16 protein-coding genes are annotated in these 17,866 nt (G+C 37.6%); 13 read left to right on the forward strand and 3 right to left on the reverse strand.

Features of this window, described 5'->3' with window-relative positions; translation table 11 throughout:
* Positions 1-11: 11 nt before the first annotated feature.
* The 3 genes from pruA to ACS5PU_RS01290 form a co-directional block, all read right to left on the reverse strand.
* Positions 12-1,646 (reverse strand): L-glutamate gamma-semialdehyde dehydrogenase, encoded by a 1,635-nt coding sequence (gene pruA / locus ACS5PU_RS01280; protein WP_439457456.1) that lies wholly within the window; start codon positions 1,644-1,646, stop codon positions 12-14.
* 510 nt (positions 1,647-2,156) lie between these two features.
* Positions 2,157-2,879: a LytR/AlgR family response regulator transcription factor gene (locus ACS5PU_RS01285; RefSeq protein WP_439457457.1), complete on the reverse strand. Its 723-nt coding sequence runs from the start codon at positions 2,877-2,879 to the stop codon at positions 2,157-2,159.
* Between the two features lie 236 nt (positions 2,880-3,115).
* Entirely contained in the window at positions 3,116-3,583 is a 468-nt protein-coding gene (locus ACS5PU_RS01290) for a hypothetical protein (RefSeq protein ID WP_439457458.1), read from the reverse strand.
* A gap of 364 nt (positions 3,584-3,947) precedes the next feature.
* On the opposite strand from ACS5PU_RS01290, the gene ACS5PU_RS01295 reads away from it, so the two are divergent.
* From ACS5PU_RS01295 to ACS5PU_RS01355, 13 genes are all read left to right on the forward strand, one after another.
* On the forward strand, positions 3,948-4,118 hold the full coding sequence (locus ACS5PU_RS01295; RefSeq protein WP_439457459.1) for a hypothetical protein: 171 nt from the start codon (positions 3,948-3,950) through the stop codon (positions 4,116-4,118).
* Between the two features lie 7 nt (positions 4,119-4,125).
* A complete protein-coding gene (locus ACS5PU_RS01300) occupies positions 4,126-4,272 on the forward strand; it encodes a hypothetical protein (protein WP_439457460.1) in 147 nt (48 codons plus the stop codon).
* Positions 4,273-4,323: 51 nt separating this feature from the next.
* Positions 4,324-5,028: a hypothetical protein gene (locus ACS5PU_RS01305; RefSeq protein ID WP_439457461.1), complete on the forward strand. Its 705-nt coding sequence runs from the start codon at positions 4,324-4,326 to the stop codon at positions 5,026-5,028.
* Between the two features lie 247 nt (positions 5,029-5,275).
* Positions 5,276-5,467, forward strand: coding sequence for a hypothetical protein (locus ACS5PU_RS01310; RefSeq protein ID WP_439457462.1), 192 nt, complete (start codon positions 5,276-5,278; stop codon positions 5,465-5,467).
* An 11-nt stretch (positions 5,468-5,478) separates the two neighbouring features.
* On the forward strand, positions 5,479-5,673 hold the full coding sequence (locus tag ACS5PU_RS01315; RefSeq protein ID WP_439457463.1) for a hypothetical protein: 195 nt from the start codon (positions 5,479-5,481) through the stop codon (positions 5,671-5,673).
* Positions 5,674-5,854: 181 nt separating this feature from the next.
* A complete protein-coding gene (locus tag ACS5PU_RS01320; RefSeq protein ID WP_439457464.1) occupies positions 5,855-6,304 on the forward strand; it encodes a lysostaphin resistance A-like protein in 450 nt (149 codons plus the stop codon).
* Between the two features lie 189 nt (positions 6,305-6,493).
* Positions 6,494-7,345 carry a lysostaphin resistance A-like protein gene (locus ACS5PU_RS01325; protein ID WP_439457465.1) on the forward strand — a complete coding sequence of 284 codons (852 nt, stop codon included), beginning with the start codon at positions 6,494-6,496 and terminating at the stop codon, positions 7,343-7,345.
* 441 nt (positions 7,346-7,786) lie between these two features.
* Entirely contained in the window at positions 7,787-8,947 is a 1,161-nt protein-coding gene (locus ACS5PU_RS01330; RefSeq protein WP_439457466.1) for an HlyD family secretion protein, read from the forward strand.
* A gap of 89 nt (positions 8,948-9,036) precedes the next feature.
* Positions 9,037-11,223: a peptidase domain-containing ABC transporter gene (locus tag ACS5PU_RS01335; protein ID WP_439457467.1), complete on the forward strand. Its 2,187-nt coding sequence runs from the start codon at positions 9,037-9,039 to the stop codon at positions 11,221-11,223.
* A 267-nt stretch (positions 11,224-11,490) separates the two neighbouring features.
* Positions 11,491-12,129 carry a TetR/AcrR family transcriptional regulator gene (locus ACS5PU_RS01340; RefSeq protein ID WP_439457468.1) on the forward strand — a complete coding sequence of 213 codons (639 nt, stop codon included), beginning with the start codon at positions 11,491-11,493 and terminating at the stop codon, positions 12,127-12,129.
* 22 nt (positions 12,130-12,151) lie between these two features.
* Positions 12,152-13,513: a TolC family protein gene (locus ACS5PU_RS01345; RefSeq protein WP_439457469.1), complete on the forward strand. Its 1,362-nt coding sequence runs from the start codon at positions 12,152-12,154 to the stop codon at positions 13,511-13,513.
* A 3-nt stretch (positions 13,514-13,516) separates the two neighbouring features.
* Complete coding sequence (locus ACS5PU_RS01350; RefSeq protein WP_439457470.1) at positions 13,517-14,569, forward strand: efflux RND transporter periplasmic adaptor subunit; 1,053 nt, start codon at positions 13,517-13,519, stop codon at positions 14,567-14,569.
* 159 nt (positions 14,570-14,728) lie between these two features.
* On the forward strand, positions 14,729-17,788 hold the full coding sequence (locus ACS5PU_RS01355) for an efflux RND transporter permease subunit (protein ID WP_439457471.1): 3,060 nt from the start codon (positions 14,729-14,731) through the stop codon (positions 17,786-17,788).
* Positions 17,789-17,866: the final 78 nt, after the last annotated feature.

Consider the following 17,866-nt stretch of genomic DNA (forward strand, 5'->3'; position numbering starts at 1 on the left):
TATGGTAAATATTAATCTTCTGCTAAGAAAGGGTAACGGTAATCAGTTGGTGATTCGAAAACCTCTTTAATGGTACGTGGAGAAACCCAACGCAATAAATTGATCATCGATCCGGCCTTGTCGTTTGTGCCCGAACCTCTTGCACCTCCAAATGGCTGCTGACCTACAACGGCTCCAGTACATTTATCGTTGATGTAGAAGTTACCTGCCGAATTACGCAATGCATGACTCGCTTTTTCAATGGCGTATCTGTCCTGTGCAATTAAAGCACCGGTTAAGGCATATGGTGAAGTTGTATCAATTAATGTTAAAACCTGATCAAAATCTTTATCTGCATAAACGTAAACAGTTAAAACCGGACCGAAAAGCTCTTCGCTCATGGTGGTATATTTCGGATCATCAACCACTAGGATTGTTGGTTCGATGAAATAACCTTTTGATTTATCGTAGTTACCACCAGCAATAATTTCTACACCTTTATCCTTTTTAGCCTGATCGATGTATTTAGCTAATTTATCAAAAGAACGCTCATCAATTACCGCATTGATAAAGTTGGTGAAATCTTCTGTTCCGCCCATTTTAAATGTAGCTAAATCGGCCAACATCTGTTCCTTAATTTCAGGCCAAAGGCTTTCGGCAATGTAAACACGGCTAGCTGCAGAACATTTTTGTCCCTGGTATTCGAAAGCACCGCGAACAATTGCTGTACTCGCCGCTTTAGTTTGTGCAGATGGGTGAACCAGGATAAAATCCTTTCCACCGGTTTCGCCAACAATACGTGGGTATGATCTGTATTTGTGGATGTTTGTTCCGATTGTTTTCCAGATTTCCTGAAAAACTTTGGTAGAACCTGTAAAGTGGATACCTGCAAAATCAGGGTGGTTAAAAATTACTTCTCCAGTTTCAGGGCCATCGGCATAAACCAAATTGATTACGCCATCAGGTACACCCGCTTCGCGGAAAATTTCCATTAAAAGGTTAGCCGCATAAACCTGTGTATCGGCAGGTTTCCAAACCACTACATTACCCATCATTGCTGCCGATGCTGGCAAATTAGCCGCAATTGCCGTAAAGTTGAAAGGGGTAAGTGCAAAAACAAAACCTTCTAAAGGGCGTTGTTCAACACGGTTCCAGCTGCCACGCGGCGAAACAGGGGGTTGTTGTTTGTAAATATCTACCATGTAGCTTACATTAAAACGTAAGAAATCGATCAGCTCGCAAGCGGCATCAATTTCGGCCTGATAAGCATTTTTGCTTTGGCCCAACATGGTTGCTGCATTTAATTTATAACGGTATTTGCCCGCAATTAAATCGGCAGCTTTTAAGAAAATAGCAGCACGGTGTTCCCATGCCAGGTTTTCCCAATCCTCTTTTGCGGCTAAGGCTGCATCAATGGCCTGGGTAATATGTGTTTTATCCCCAATGCTAAATTGAGCTAAAATATGTTGGTGATCGTGTGGTGGAACAACTTTACCTTTTTTTGCGGTATGAACTTGTTTACCACCAATATACATCGGGATGTCTTGTTGATGTGCACGTGCTTCGGCCAGTGCTTCTTTTAAAAGTGCACGCTCTTTACTGCCTGGGCCGTAGTTTAAAATAGGTTCGTTTACCGGTGTAGGTACGTTAAAAAATCCTTTAAGCATAGTGTATTTTTTATGAGTTGCGCAAAGATAAGGCTTTTTAACATAGCCAATTCTATTATTCTGTAAAGAAAATAGGGCAAACGTTTGTGTTGTTAGTCTTTGGTGAGAAGGCTAACCTGCAAAGCAAATTAGCCGTTAATTTTAAAGAAGTTGTGGTTAAAATATGGTTGGTGAGGAAATGTAACAATATCAGGGCTAGGGTTTACAAATTACTGGCACTGCGGAAAAAAAAATGTAAACTCTTGAATTAAGTGTAAATGAAAAGAGTTGACAATTTTAATAGCATTGTGGCAAAGAAAGTTGACCGCTCTAGAATTGATAGGACAAGTCAAAATACAATCAGGTGTAACTTTTTTAGAGATCCAACATTTGTTTAATCTGCGTTTTTTATCATTTTAGATCTGCGGGAAAATATTTAGCTCAATTTAATTTTCGGGGGGATTTCGCTGAAAATGATGCAGATTTATAACATATAGTTAAAATTAGCGGCACCTTCGCCTAACGCTCCGCTCAGGAGATAAGTTTGCGTTGCATTATTTCCAAAAAGTCTTTCCGGTAAGTTTCTCCGATGAGTATTTCGGTATCAACCCCTTTTAAAATAATCTTGTTTCCATCTACCGAAATAATTTTCTTCAGCGCCACTATAAACGACTTCTGTACCCTAATAAACTGTGTTTGTGGCAATCTATCCTCAACATCTTTCATGCTTAAAAGCGCGAGTGTTCTACTGCCATTGTGGTGAAATGCAACGTAGTTTTTCATGCCCTCAACAAAATCAATCTCAGCAATATTGATTTTAAGCATTTTACCTTTAGCTTCCGTTTTTATCATAAAGAAATCTTCGTATACCGAAGGTTTTACATCGATTTTAGAAGTATTGATCATTTTTTGAACTTTTGTTATTGCTTGTAGAAACCTGGTTAGGCTTATCGGCTTTAGTAGGTAATCGGCTACATGGAGATCGAAGGCGGTAGCTGCAAATTTGGTATCTCCAGTGGTGAGTACAACCATTGTATGTAAATTATTGAGCGTTTGAATAAACTCTATTCCCGATAGCTCGGGCATGTGGATGTCTAAAATGATAAGGTCGACAGTATTCGTGGTTAAAAAATTTAATGCTTTTATAGGATTGTTAAAGGTTGCTTTTATCTGTATTGAACCGATTGATTTTAGGTAATCGATAATCAGTTCTATGGCATGTTGTTCATCATCTACAATAATACAGTTAATCATGAGGCATTTAATTTGAAGTTGTTGAGGTTAATTTTGATGATAATAAGTGCTTGCTTGAAGTTGTTAAGTTCAAACAAGCAGATACGATGTCCGATTTTGAAGTTATTATGATCTAATTCGAAGATAATAACTTGCTGTTTGAGGTTATTATCTTCAAATCAGAGGATAATATGTACTATCTTGAAGTTATTAAGTTCAAATCGAAGGCAATAGGATTATCTAGAAGCTATTATTTGCTAAGTTGAAGGATTGCTTTTCTTAGTAAACCTCTTACTTAAATCTTCATATATTGGTTTGGAAGTGGTTATACCTTTTTTGTAAGCCTCTTTTACCTGCCCATAGTATAGCATTGCCGAGACTAAAGCTTCACTACCTGCAAGCATTACTGTGTCATTAAGGTCGGCTGCAAGTTGTTCCGTTAAACTATTTAAAGGACTAAGTTGAGCTGCAACTTTTTCATCTTTTAAAAACTCTGCTTTATCCATGTAAGCAGGTGCAAACTCAGGATTGGTTTCGATATACGATTTTACTTTTTGCACGGTAGCGATAGTTTTATCGCCCATTTTAAATAAGGCTCTCCGTTCATTGTCCGTGAGGGCATGTAGATAAGGAGCCAAAGCTTCTTTGCTTTCTTGTAAAGCTTTTAACACTTTTTCAATTACCACTGCGGGTATTTCTGCTGAGATTTGATTTGAGGTACTCATATTTTTATTATTAAATTTTCATCCATTCATTCATTCTTTTTTTGGGATGATTTTTTTAAGCAATACACTTTGCTTAGTACTTTAATAATAGGGGGAGATTAGAGAAACCATTATTAGTGATTTCGAAGCCAATATAGTGCATTTTTTACAATCACGTATTTATTTATTACTTTTTTTTGAAATTAATCAATACTTATCTGTCAGTTGTAATAGGTAATAGGTTTTCGTACTTACAAAGTGCCATTTGGTGTATCTTTTTTTCAAATTGATTTTTAAAATGCAATACTTGTTTCATGTTAGGCCAAACATAGGCAGTACCTGAAAAGCCTAAAAAGAGTAAGGAGTAAAATTTAAATTAAACGAAATGAAAAAATTAGAATTATCAAAGTTTGGTGTTCAGGAAATGGATGCCAGAGAAGTGCAAGGTATTGATGGAGGGATATGGCCAAACCCAATACTGTATGGTTGGGGAAAAATAAAAGAAGCTTTTTTAGAGGGATTTAACGATGGGTCTGGTTCAAACTGCAGTAAGTAATAATAAGATGAAAAATTTAAAGGAATTAAACGTATATATTCTGGAGGTGCCAGAATTGATGAAGATAACGGGAGGTACCGATAATTGTAAGGCAAAAGAAGGTAAGAGTTTAGCATATTATATCGGGTATACTTTAGGCTGGCTTTTCGATTAACAATTACTTCCGAAGGCACCCAAATGGGGTGCCTTCAATATTTCAAAGAATATGTCGTTTTTTTTAGAATTCAGAAGTGTTTTGACTACACCAAATTATGGTGTTAATTATAAACAGGGGGTATATTTATATAAGGCCATGTTGTTTTATTTTGGAATAATGGTTCTTTATATTTTTGTTTTAAAATATCTTGACGAATGGTTAGGTTTGCCTCCTCATAAAGCTTTTAGATTCTTTAAGGAAAATAGTTGGAAGTCAGTATTGTTATTTGGTTTAGTTGTTGCCCCCTTAATAGAAGAGTTAACTTTTCGGTTAGCACTTAAGTATACACCGCTAAATTTGGGCATTTCCCTGAGTTTGTTGTTTTATTTCACCTTATCAATATTAACCAAGTCTCCATTTTATAAGATTGATCGCTTTTTTATAATTAAGAGCGCTATAGTTGCTGTTTTTTTTGTTCTTTCTTTTTTAATCTTTAAAAGAAAGAAGGTAGACATGCTCTTGCAGCAGATATGGGAAAAATATTATGTTTCGATTATCTTATGTTTTGCGTTTCTATTTGCATTACTACATATTCGCAACCTTGAAGATTTTTCAATAAAGAATTTATTTTTAATACCTGTTATCGTATTTCCGCAGTTGGTTTTAGCATTTTTAACTTCTTATTTTAGAATTGCTTATGGTTTGAAGTACTGTATAATATTGCATAGCCTCATTAATGCAGTTCCCATTTTGTTTTGGTTAGTTATTCATTAGAATAAACGATAAAACAGCTATCTGCTAAAATGAAAAACAGATTGCCATTTTTCATGATACCTGTTTATTGTCTTATGTACTAATAAACAAATATAGTCAATCAGTCTTTCGTTCCTGTATTAAGCATTTGGTGTATCTTTTTTTCAAATTGATTTTTAAAATGCAATACTTGTTTCATGTTAGGCCAAACATAGGCAGTACCTGAAAAGCCTAAAAAGAGTAAGCAGTAAAATTTAAATTAAACGAAATGAAAAAATTAGAATTATCAAAGTTTGGTGTTCAGGAAATGGATGCTAAGGAGATGATTAATCAAAACGGTGGTATGGAATTGCCAAAATGGATTAAAGGTCTCGGTTGGGGGTACCTTGTAACGGAGGCAGTAGAACACTGGGCTGATATTAAACGTGGATTTGCCGAAGGTTATAATGCTCAGCTTTAAATAGAAGTAATATGAATAACAAAGATTTAAAGAATATTGATGGCGTCACAGAATTGATGTTATCAGAAGTCGTTTCCATTAATGGCGGTAGTGAAAAAGAAACAGGATTTTGGGAAGATGCAGGTTGGTTAGCAGGAGCTATAGTTCGTGGATGCATAATATTTGCAACAGAAGGTGGAAGAAACGCAGGACTCTGTGTTCGTTAGGCTATATTAAGGCCATCAAAATCGATGGCCTTAATTTTTTAATATTATTCTACAAAATTCAAAAATAATAGAATGTGCTTAATCAAATGAAAGAACTAAATACATTCGAATGGAGCTTTATATGGTTTGTTATTCTTATTATCATCAAATTTATTGTTAGGTGAAGGAACATTTAATTAGAATGGATGATTGGTTAAAAAGGTTAAATGGCATAGTCTTGATCGCACTAGCTGTACTGGTCAATTTATGCCTATCGCTAATCTTTTCCTCCATATCTTATTTTTTTACCGGAAAAAATATAGCACATGGAGTTAACGAAGGCATGCCTATTTCTGGCACTTTTTTTTTGGCTGTTATTCTAGCTCCAATACTAGAAACCATAATTTTTCAATACGCGATTATTGAAACAGCGAAAAATAAGATGCCAAAGGTTTATGCCTGTTTTTTGTCGGCATTGTTTTTTGGTATTACCCATTTGTACAATTTTTATTATTTCTTATTTGCTTTTATTGCCGGGCTTCTTTTTGCCTACATCTATACAATTGGTAATACCGTTATGAAAAGTATAGGGTATGTTTTTACAGTACATGTAATCTATAATTTAATTATTTTCTGCATCAAATCTTTTTAAGTTGGAAAATTTACTTCTGATTTCGTTCTGTTCAGGGACAAACAATTTGGCTATAGTTTGGTAAATGGGCATTCGTACTTACAAAGTACCGTTTGATGCATCATTTTTTCAAACTGATTTTTCAAATGCAATACTTGTTTCATATTAGGCCAAAACACAGGAGTAAATAAGTAATACAAAGTAAAATTAATGAAACACATTTTGTATTTTTTGTTTATATGGCTTCTTGTAGGGGCATTAATGGGTTCATTTGGATTTGGTTTAATCGCCTTATTCGATAAAATTCCAATTAGAGAAGTTGCTAATACCTACGATAAAAAACTTTCCTATATCCTCATCTTTCAATTTGTTAATCTTCTTGCAACTACAGTAACGATTTTTATTTTTCTTAAGAAAGAACAGATAGGCATAATGGATATTGGACTAAGGTATAAATATCCGATTTCGACTTTGCAAGGATTTATATTTGGATCATTGCCTATAATGTTGATCGCGATGATCCTTCTTCTTAGAAAAGAGACTAGCTTTGTTATTAATAATTTCAGCAGCCATAATTTGGTTTTATGTTTTTTTATATTTGTAATTGGGGCATTAACTGAAGAAATATTGACTAGAGGATATGTGTTAAGGTATTTGATGCAGAAAAAGAACAAGTATTGGGCATTAGTTTTATCATCAATATTATTTGCACTTTTTCATATTTCTAATGATAATCTTAGTTACATAGCATTTCTTAATATCTTTTTATCTGGAATATTTTTAGGGCTATTTTATATTTATTTTAAAAGTATTTGGTTTTCTGTTTCAGCTCATTTTGCATGGAATTTTTTTCAAGGTCCGGTTTTAGGAAGCGGGGTTAGTGGATTAAAAACAGAGAGCCTTCTGAAACAAACTTTGACAGGGCCTGATTTGATTACTGGAGGAGCATTTGGCTACGAATCTTCTGTGGTTTGTACCTTAATACTAATACTATTTATTTTTTTATTGTACCTGTTTTGCAAAAAATATCCATTGTCACAAGTTGATGATTATCGACAATAATCTATCCAATCTAAATATCAAAAATAAGTTCAACGCTATAAAAACTACATTACCAGAGAAAAATCAGGAAATGGTAAATACGATCTTTATTCACACCCTGATATGTGTTTATCTATTTGATCATAAAACAGCTTTTATAATTAAATAATACAGGGTATTAAAGACCTTATGCTTTCTCTTTAACATCATTAATATAAAACGATCTGCTAAAATGAAATACAAATTTTTTTCTTCATCATGCTTATGCTTGCATTTATTGCAGTTACCTGTTTAGGCGGTTATTTTGTTGAAATGACTACTTATTACTTTACACATTAATAAATTACCGCTTAACAGACAGTTAATATAGCTTTCGTACCTACAATAAGCCATTTGGTGTATCTTTTTTGTAGCTTAAATTAATAATGGCAAACTTGGCCTTAACCAAGCCAATTGATGATTATGCCATTTAAAGAAGATGCCGATTTTGAAGATAATGCCCTCGTTTTTTTGCATCAAACCAAACTCAGTACCCAGGTTATTTATGTAGTAACCCTGCTAGCTGTCATTGTCGCTTTTGCGGTCTTACCTTTAATTTACATCACTGTAAGTGTTAATGGCAATGGCTCTTTGCAAAGCAATATTGAGCGTACAGAGCTGCTTTCGCCAGTGGCTGGGAAAATTACCCTGATTAATTTGTTCGATAATAAAAAGATAAAAAAAGGGCAAGTGCTGTTAAATATCGACCCCACCATACCCCAAACACAAAATACGATTTTAAATACACGTCTACGCGAATTAAAAGATTTGTTAAATGATGCGCGCTATCTTCTACAAGAGGCTAAATTGAGCAATGCAGGGCAACCGGCATTGCAAACAGGCCTTTATGCGGCAAGCTGGCAGCAATATACAGAGCAACTGCAAAATGCTATAAATGCACGTGAGCAAGCTGCTAAAATTTACAAAAGATACGAAGTACTTTATGGCAAAAAAGTAGTTACCGAAGCAGAGTACGAACAATATAAGTTTAACTACGAACAAGCGCTTTCTGATTTTAAACTGGTCGCTAAAAAATACATAACCCAATGGCAAACAGAATCTAACCAGTATAGAAAAGAACTGAAAGATTTGGAGAACCAAAAGATCCAGGTGATGGAGCAGGAGAAAATGTATCACTTAACCGCACGTGTATCTGGAACAGTTCAAAACTTATCCGGACTTCAGCTGGGCTCGTTTATTGCAGCTAACCAAAAAATCGGGGAAATATCTCCCGATAGTGCTTTGCTTGCCGTTTGCTATGTAAAACCTGCTGATATTGGCTTGATTAAAACCCGGCAAATAGTGAGGTTCCAGGTAGATGCCTTTAATTATAACCAGTGGGGACTGCTTTCGGGAGTGGTTACTGATATAGCAGATGATATAGTTCTAGTGAACCAAGTCCCCTATTTTAAAGTGAAATGTAAACTAAACCGGGATTATTTAAAGCTAAAGAACGGATACAAAGGTCAGGTGAAAAAGGGAATGACATTTAGTGCGCATTTCGCCATTGCAGAAAGGAACTTATATCAATTGCTTTATGATAAAGTTGACGATTGGTTAAACCCAAATGGTGCTAAAAGCTGAATGATTAGCTAAAAGACCAAAGGCTGATATGCCTCCTTTCACATCTTTTGTCTCAAATATTGTGTCTCATATTTCACATCTAAAACCCAATGTCAACCCTAGTTAAACAACGTGATATTACCGATTGTGGTGCAGCCTGTCTGGCATCAGTTTCTGCATTTTATAAATTGAAAATGCCAGTTGCCCGCATTCGCCAATTGGCCAGTACCGATCAAAAAGGAACAAATGTTTTAGGATTGATAGAGGCCGCGAACAAACTTGGTTTTGAGGCGAAGGGAGTAAAAGGTACTGCTGATAGTCTGACTAAAATCCCGTTACCGGCCATAGCACACGTAGTGGTTAAAAGGCAATTGCAACATTATGTGGTGGTTTATAAGGTAACGGATAAATACATTGAAATAATGGATCCGGGTGATGGTAAAATGCATCGTAAAAATACCGACGATTTTACTAGTGAGTGGACGGGTGTACTGCTCTTGTTGTTGCCAGATGAAGGATTTAAGCAAGGCAACGAAAAGGTAGATACTGGCAGCCGCTTTTGGAATCTCATTAGGCCACACAAGCGTATTGTTATTCAAGCCCTTTACGGAGCTTTAATTTATACTATCCTTGGTTTATCTACTTCCATATTCGTTCAAAAAATAACCGATCATGTGCTGGTAGAAGGAAACCGCAATCTGCTCAACCTGATGAGTATCATAATGGTAGCCATTCTGGCCCTGCAATTGTTTATTGGTACTACCAAAACTATTTTTACCATCCGTACCGGACAGCAAATAGATGCGCGGTTAATATTGGGTTATTACAAACATCTTTTAAAACTTCCGCAACAGTTTTTTGATACCATGCGTGTGGGTGAAATTATTTCGAGAGTAAATGATGCTGTTAAAATCAGGGCTTTTATCAATGATGTTGCTGTTAATCTTGTTGTAAATGGCTTTATAGTTATATTTTCTTTTGTTTTAATGTTCAGTTACTATTGGAAACTGGCTTTAATCATGCTTGCTGTAATTCCTTTATACCTGTTGGTTTATTTAGTTAGCAACAAACTGAATAAGAAAATACAACGTAAGCTGATGGAAGAATCGGCTGATTTAGAATCGCAGCTGGTAGAAGGCTTGAATAATGTAGGTACTGTTAAAAGGTTTGGGCTCGAAAGGTTTACCAACGAGAAAACAGAAGCACACTTTATTGGCTTGCTCCGAACAATTTACAAATCCGGATTAAACTCAGTCTTTTCAGGTACTTCTACCGAAATTATTGCGCGAATGCTAACTATTGTGTTGCTTTGGGTTGGTGCAGGTTATGTATTGGATGGAGAAATTACTCCGGGCGAATTATTCTCTTTTTATACACTCATTGGTTACTTTACAAGTCCGGCTACTTCATTAATTGGTGCAAATAAGTCTATACAGGATGCCATGATTGCATCTGATCGTTTGTTCGAAATTATGGATCTGGAGATTGAACAAAATTCATCGAGCATTCATCTTACCAGGGAATTAATGGGTGATATCCGTTTTGAGCAGGTGGCTTTCCGGTACGGCAGTCGGGTAAATGTATTTGAAAATCTGAACCTGAATATTAAAGCAGGTAGTTTTACCGCAATAATAGGAGAGAGCGGATCAGGTAAATCTACGTTGATGGCTTTACTTCAAAATATTTACCCCATCCAATCGGGCAATATATTTATCGGTATTAATTCGCTCAAATACCTAAACAATGCTTCTTTAAGAAATCTTTTAAGCGTAGTGCCGCAGCAGATTGATCTTTTTGCAGGCAATGTAATCGAGAATATTGCAATTGGAGATTATGCCCCAAATATGCAGCAGATTATTAGTATTTGTACACAACTGGGTATTTTGAATTTTATTGAAGCTTTGCCTGAAGGATTTCAAACCTACCTGGGCGAAAATGGAGCTTCACTATCTGGTGGACAAAAGCAACGGATTGCCATTGCACGCGCACTATACCGTAACCCTGAGATTTTAATTCTGGACGAAGCGACATCCTCGCTGGATTCGGCTTCAGAGCAATACGTGCAGCGTACAATAGATCTGTTAAGAAAACAAAATAAAACAATTATCATCATTGCACATCGATTAACAACCATTAAAAAGGCTGATAAAATTATCGTTTTGGATAAAGGAGAGGTTGTGGAAGAAGGCAATCACGCTGAAATGGTAATAGCCAATGGACCTTATGCTACATTATGGAAGCAGCAGTTTGGCGGCTCAGATTTAATAGATTGCCCTGGCCAAGAAAAATGCTCGTGAATTTATAGCGTTGTCAACTTTAATGGCGGGTTAGCTAGAAAGTTGACAACGCTGAAACCAAAATTGTCACACCTGCTATCTCTGATAAAAAATAGGCTAGGTAGTTAATTAAGAGCGTTACCAACTTTAATAGCCGGTTTGCTAGAAAGTTGACAATTCTGAAAATCCTCAAATCTCCGTTCAAGAAAGGCTTTTATTAAAATATTTCTAAAATAATTTCATTTTATTAACAGTGTTAATTATGTTTGCAGTGTAATTGTTTTTATCATGGGAATAAAAGAGCGTAAGGAGAAGCATAAAGAAGATTTACGTCAGCGGATTTTGGATGCGGCGAAGGAACTTTTTTTAAAGGATGGCTATGAGGCCACCTCAATCAGGAAGATTGCAGAGAAAATAGAATTCAGTCCAACAACCATTTACTTGTACTATAAAGACAAGGCCGATATCATGTATGCCCTGCATCAGGAGGGCTTTAAATTATTGGGTTCGCAATTTGGAGTACTGCAGCATGTGAGCGAGCCTTTTGAGCGTTTAAAGGCAATGGGGCGAGTTTATATGAGCTTTGCGTTAAATAATCCCGACTTTTATGAACTCATGTTTATCATGAAAGAACCTATTGAATTTGTTAAGGCACACTGCCATGATGAAGAATGGGAAGAGGGTGAGCAAGCCTTTACCGCATTAATTATGACGGTTGACCAATGCAAGGCTGCAGGCTACTTTACCAGTTTCGAAACCACAACTTTTGCACTTAATGTATGGTCGCTAATGCATGGTTTATGCAGCTTAAAATTGCAGGGTCACCTTGATCACATGGCTACAACTAAAGCGCATATGCTAGAGGAAGGCGACTGGTTAGAGAGAACTTTTGATGGTTTTATCGCCATGTTGAATAGTTTAAAATAACAATAAATTAACACTGTTAATTATGAGGACAAAGTTATTTGGTTTGTTGCTTTTCTCGGTTACGGTTTTGGGTTCGACGGCAAATGCTCAACAGTTGTTGGATGGCTACATTGCCGAAGCCTTTAAGAACAACATTGTTCTGCAGCAGAAAAACATTTCGTTGGATAAAGCTCAGTTGGCATTAAAAACAGCTAGGAGTTTATATCTGCCTACAGTAGCATTTTCTACCACTTGGTCTACAGCTGATGGTGGCCGGAATATCCCGCTTCCGCTTGGCGACCTGTTAAATCCCGTTTATTCTACATTAAATAAACTAACCGCCACCAACAATTTTCCTTTGATGGAAAACCAGAGCATCAATTTCTTGCCGAAGAATTACTATGATGCCAAAGTAAGAACAACCGTGCCGATTATCAATACCGATTTGGGCTACAATAAACAGTTATCGGCACAACAGGTAAACCTTCAGGAATTTGAAGTGCAGATTTACAAACGGGATTTGGTAAGGAGCATTAAAACAGCCTATTATAATTATCAGAATGCCTTACAGGCCGTTGATATTTACAAGTCGGGTTTGCAATTGGCCAACGAAGGTTTAAGGGTGAACGAGAAACTGCTTGATGGTGGAAAAGGTTTGCCAGCTTATGTTTTGCGCTCAAAAAGCGAGTTAGAAAATGTAAATGCACAATTGGTTTCGGCAGAGCAGCAGGTAATTAACGCCCAGATGTATTTTAATTTTCTCTTAAACCGCGATGCAAACGAAAAGATTGATTCAGACATTAACAATCAGGTAGATTTAAATAAAGCCACTACACTCATTGCTGATTTATCGATAAAAGGTGGTAGGGAAGAGTTAAAAGCATTAGATCAGTTGGTCAACATCAACAAAACAGCACTTAAAATGAACAAGCAGTTTGCGGTGCCAAAGGTGGGTGGTTTTGTCGATCTTGGTTCACAATCAGAAGGCTTTCATTTTAACGATAATACGCGTTATTACATGATTGGTCTGCAGCTCGATATCCCGATTTTTACCGGCAACCGCAATAACATTAAAATCAAACAAAGTAATCTCGATCTTAAAAATGCCGAGCTTAATGCCAATCTGGTCGCCCAACAGCTCAATCTTTCGGCTAAAACAGCGCAGAACAACCTAAAGGCTGCCTATCAAACTTATCAATCCTCATTAAAGCAGTTCGAGTCCGCATCAAGCTATCAACGGCTCATCGAAAAAGGATATAAAGCAGGTACCAATTCATTTATCGAAACCATAGATGCACGGAACCAATATACTTCGGCCCAACTTTTAGTAAACATAAACAGGTATAAAGTTTTATCGGCAATGGCTGATGTTGAACGCGAAACCGCAACCTATTCAATAAATTAATTTATGAAGAAGATATTTATTTACTCAGCCCTGCTTGCTGCAGGTTTTACAATAAGTGCTTGCGGCAACCATAAAACCGAAACCGCCAAAGTAGGTACGCAGGATACCATTCCTGTGCAGGTAATGTCGCTAAAAGTAGAAGATGCAAGCCACGCCATTGCTGCTTCTGGACAGTTTACCACCAATGATGAAACTTTCCTGTCGTTTAAAAATGGAGGCATCATTAACCGGATTTTGGTAAAAGAAGGCGATGCGGTAAGTCAGGGGCAGTTATTGGCTACGGTAAACCAGACTGAAATTTCGGCCCAGGTACAGCAGGTAAATTTATCATACCAAAAAGCTGAACGTGATTACAACCGGGCGAGCAAACTGTATAAAGATAGCGTGGCAACATTAGAGCAGATGCAAAATGCCAAAACAGCATTGCAGGTAGCCAAAGAACAGTTGGCAGCAGTAAAATTTAATCAGAACTATTCCGAAATCAGGGCAACGAGCAGTGGTTATGTGCTTAAAAAACTAGCTAACGATGGTCAGGTAGTTGGGCCCGGAACACCGATATTACAGATAAACGGAGCAAAACAAAGTAAATGGATTTTAAAAGTGGGTTTAAGCGACGAGCAATGGGCAGCACTAAAAATAGGAGATGGCGCTACGGTTACCACTGATGCGTTACCGAATAAAACATTACAGGCAAAAGTAACCCGCAAAGCAGAAGGGATAGACCCACAAAGTGGAACTTTTGGTATAGAGCTGAGCTTGAGCGATGTGAAAGTTCAGGGACTTGCAGCAGGTTTGTTCGGTAAGGCTACCATTGTGCCAACCAAAACAAGCATTGGCTATACCATTCCTTACGATGCGCTATTGGATGGAGGCGAAAACGAAGGCTATGTTTTTATTACTAATGATAACAAGACTGCCCAAAAAGTAAAGGTGAAGCTCGGGGCTATTCAAAACGATAAAATCAGTATTACAGGCGGTTTAGAAAATGCAGCAGGCTTAATTGTTTCGGGCAGCGCCTATTTAACTGATGGTTCTAAGATTAAAGTGGTGAAGTAAGCGTAAAGCAGAAAGACCAAAGATTAAAGAATAAAGCAGATTGAGCGGAAAGACTGAGAACCAAAGCTGAAAGCTAAAAAGAAGCACTCCAGATCGGTGTAATCATTCAATCCGTGTAATCACCCTGAAGGAAATCATATATACATCATAGCTAATAAGATGAAAATATCAGAATACGCTGTAAAAAATTACCAGTTTACCCTAATCATGGTGCTCATGGTTTTGGCGCTGGGTATTACAACCATATTTAACATGCCGAGATCGGAAGATCCAGATATGAATGCACCAAACTATCCGGTGGTAGTGGTTTATCCGGGCGCCAGTCCGAAGGATATGGAAGAGCTGGTGGTAAAGCCTTTGGAGAAAACAATTTACGGATTGGACGATATCAAAACCATTAAAACCACCATTCGAGATGGCCTGGCTGTACTTTTTGTAGAGTATAAATATGCTGTAAATGTGGATGATAAATACCAGGAACTGGTGCGTGAGGTAAACAGCGAGCGGGCAAACCTTCCGCAGGAAATTTACAGTATGGAAGTGCAAAAGGTTTCTCCTTCGGATGTAAATGTATTACAGATTGCATTGGTTTCTGAAAATGCATCGCGAGATAAGCTGAAAACCAAGGCTGAAGATCTGCAGACTGCGCTGGAGAAAATCCCTTTTTTGAAAAACGTAGAAATAATGGGTTTGCCCGATCAGTTGGTGCGGGTAGATTTAAACCTCCAGAAGCTGGCGCAGCTGCATATCCCGGTTACGTTTATTGCCAGTGCCATTCAAAGCGAGGTGGCCAATATTCCCGGTGGAAGTGTTAATGCGGGTTCCAAATCATTTAACATTAAAACAAGTGGCAACTATCAGAATATTGATGAAATTAAAAATACCGTAGTTTTTAGTGGTAATGGTAAAAATACGGCCTTGAAGGATGTAGCGAATGTATATTTCGATTATTCGCAGGAAAAAGATATTACCCGCTTAAATGGGCACCGTTGTGTTTTTGTGGTTGCTGCGCAAAAATCGGGTGGAAATATTACTGCCGCCCAGAAAGCCTATCTGCCCGTGATTGAGCAATTTCAGAAAACCTTGCCGGCCAATATCGATCAGCAGTTAATGTTTGATCAGGCCGATAACGTAAACAGCCGCCTAGGTGGACTGGGAATGGATTTTATGATCGCTATTTTATTGGTTTTGGTTACACTTCTTCCTTTAGGTACAAGAGCTTCCATTGTGGTAATGGTCTCCATCCCTTTATCGTTAGCCATTGGTGTGGTGCTATTAAGTGTTTTAGGTTTTAGTTTAAACCAGTTGAGTATTGTAGGACTGGTGGTTTCGCTGGGTTTATTGGTTGACGACAGTATTGTAGTGGTCGAAAATATAGAACGTTGGATGCGCGATGGCCATAGTAGATTGGATGCCACCCTGAAAGCCACCAAACAAATTGGCATGGCGGTTTTGGGCTGCACGGCCACATTGATTATTGCTTTCATGCCTTTAATGTTCTTACCCGAAGCATCAGGCGAATTTATCAGAAGTTTACCAGTAGCCGTAATTTGTTCGGTTATTGCCTCGATGCTGGTAGCTTTAACAGTAGTACCCTTTTTATCAAGCAAATTGTTAAAACCACATGCCGATGCCAATGGCAACATTTTCTTGCGCACTTTACAGAAAATTATCCATGGTTCTTATTCAAAACTGCTGGATAAGGCTTTGGCGAAACCAATTTTAACCATCGTTATTGCTGTAGCTATTTTTGTAGGTTCTATCATGCTTATTCCGGTTATTGGCTTCAGTTTATTTCCGGCCTCAGAGAAACCACAGTTTTTGATTAATATCTCTACGCCTTTGCAATCGAACCTATATTATACCGATTCGGTTACCAAAGCCATAGAAAAGGAGTTGAAAAAGATTCCAGAAGTAAAATTCTTTGCCTCGAATGTTGGGAAAGGTAATCCGCGGATTTACTATAACGTGCTGCCACAGAACGAAAGAACCGATTTTTCTGAGCTTTTTGTCTTACTGCAACCCGATATCAAATCCGACCGCAAGATCGAAATTATCGAAATGTTGCGTAAAAAATGGACACCTTACCCTGGTGCAAAGGTAGAAGTTAAAGACTTTGAGCAGGGGCAGCCTATCATTTCTCCGGTTGAAGTACGTTTGCTCGGCGATAATCTGGACACCTTAAGAAGCATTGGTGGGCGGGTAGAAAATATGTTGCTTAAAACCGCCGGGACAATTTATGTAAACAATCCACTCAAAAATTTAAAATCAGATATTAAGGTCGATATCAACAAGGATAAAGCACAGGCACTGGGTATTCCAACGGTTAACATCGATAGGACCGTGCGCATGGCTGTAGCGGGCTTGGAAGTAGGAAAGTTTATCAATCCCAAATCTAATGGCGACGATTACAATATCCTGCTCACCACCGAACGGCCTTCGTACCCTGATTTAACGGTTTTTAATAACCTTTATGTCAATAATAGTCAGGGGGCATCGATACCATTGTTGCAAGTGGCTTCGCTAAAGCTCGAAACCTCACCTTTAAGCATTAATCACTACAATAAAACCCGGACCATTTCGGTAAACGCTTTTGTACAGAAAGGTTTTTTAAATGATAAGGTAATTCAGGATGTAGAGGTGCAAATGAAAAACCTGAAACTGCCCGATGGCTATACTTTTGAAATGGGGGGCGAAATAGAAAGTAGAAACCAATCTTTCGGAGGTTTTGGCAGCATATTGTTGGTTACGCTTTTCCTTTTTATTGCCGTGTTGGTGCTCGAGTTTAAAACTTTTAAAAGTACGCTTATAGTACTTTCGGTTATTCCACTGGGTATTGTTGGAGCTGTTTTAGCCTTAATGGTTACAGGTAATTCACTCTCCTTCGTGGCTACCATTGGTATTGTGGCTTTGGCAGGTATTGAAGTAAAGAACACAATTTTACTCGTCGATTTTACAAACCAGTTGCGTGCTGAAGGTATGCCTTTAAACCAGGCCATTGAAGAAGCAGGAGAGATCAGGTTTTTGCCTATTATCTTAACTACATTTACTGCCATTGGCGGTTTATTGCCAATCGCGCTATCAAGCAACCCGCTTATTTCGCCGCTGGCCATTGTCATGATTGGCGGTTTAATCAGTTCTACTTTGTTATCAAGAATTGTAACTCCGGTAGTTTATAAGTTAATGCCGCCAAGGGTCGATGCGAAAGAGGAGATTTAGTGAAGCTTGCTGTCTTGATGCCTTAATGGTTGTTTTATAGTTTTTACATCATTAAGAAGTTAAGAACATTAAGGGCTT

This window comes from Pedobacter sp. GSP4, from assembly GCF_051857575.1.
Classification (GTDB): domain Bacteria; phylum Bacteroidota; class Bacteroidia; order Sphingobacteriales; family Sphingobacteriaceae; genus Pedobacter.

What these genes read in the sequence shown, in the direction of transcription:
- ACS5PU_RS01315 (WP_439457463.1), top strand. Translation starts at nt 5,479, where the DNA reads ATGAATAACAAAGATTTAAAGAATATTGATGGCGTCACAGAATTGATG.
- ACS5PU_RS01325 (WP_439457465.1), top strand. Translation starts at nt 6,494, where the DNA reads ATGAAACACATTTTGTATTTTTTGTTTATATGGCTTCTTGTAGGGGCA.
- ACS5PU_RS01285 (WP_439457457.1), bottom strand. Translation starts at nt 2,879, where the DNA reads ATGATTAACTGTATTATTGTAGATGATGAACAACATGCCATAGAACTG.
- ACS5PU_RS01320 (WP_439457464.1), top strand. Translation starts at nt 5,855, where the DNA reads ATGGATGATTGGTTAAAAAGGTTAAATGGCATAGTCTTGATCGCACTA.
- ACS5PU_RS01305 (WP_439457461.1), top strand. Translation starts at nt 4,324, where the DNA reads ATGTCGTTTTTTTTAGAATTCAGAAGTGTTTTGACTACACCAAATTAT.
- ACS5PU_RS01300 (WP_439457460.1), top strand. Translation starts at nt 4,126, where the DNA reads ATGAAAAATTTAAAGGAATTAAACGTATATATTCTGGAGGTGCCAGAA.
- ACS5PU_RS01295 (WP_439457459.1), top strand. Translation starts at nt 3,948, where the DNA reads ATGAAAAAATTAGAATTATCAAAGTTTGGTGTTCAGGAAATGGATGCC.
- ACS5PU_RS01330 (WP_439457466.1), top strand. Translation starts at nt 7,787, where the DNA reads ATGCCATTTAAAGAAGATGCCGATTTTGAAGATAATGCCCTCGTTTTT.
- ACS5PU_RS01350 (WP_439457470.1), top strand. Translation starts at nt 13,517, where the DNA reads ATGAAGAAGATATTTATTTACTCAGCCCTGCTTGCTGCAGGTTTTACA.
- ACS5PU_RS01310 (WP_439457462.1), top strand. Translation starts at nt 5,276, where the DNA reads ATGAAAAAATTAGAATTATCAAAGTTTGGTGTTCAGGAAATGGATGCT.
- ACS5PU_RS01355 (WP_439457471.1), top strand. Translation starts at nt 14,729, where the DNA reads ATGAAAATATCAGAATACGCTGTAAAAAATTACCAGTTTACCCTAATC.
- ACS5PU_RS01290 (WP_439457458.1), bottom strand. Translation starts at nt 3,583, where the DNA reads ATGAGTACCTCAAATCAAATCTCAGCAGAAATACCCGCAGTGGTAATT.
- ACS5PU_RS01340 (WP_439457468.1), top strand. Translation starts at nt 11,491, where the DNA reads ATGGGAATAAAAGAGCGTAAGGAGAAGCATAAAGAAGATTTACGTCAG.
- ACS5PU_RS01345 (WP_439457469.1), top strand. Translation starts at nt 12,152, where the DNA reads ATGAGGACAAAGTTATTTGGTTTGTTGCTTTTCTCGGTTACGGTTTTG.
- ACS5PU_RS01335 (WP_439457467.1), top strand. Translation starts at nt 9,037, where the DNA reads ATGTCAACCCTAGTTAAACAACGTGATATTACCGATTGTGGTGCAGCC.
- pruA (WP_439457456.1), bottom strand. Translation starts at nt 1,646, where the DNA reads ATGCTTAAAGGATTTTTTAACGTACCTACACCGGTAAACGAACCTATT.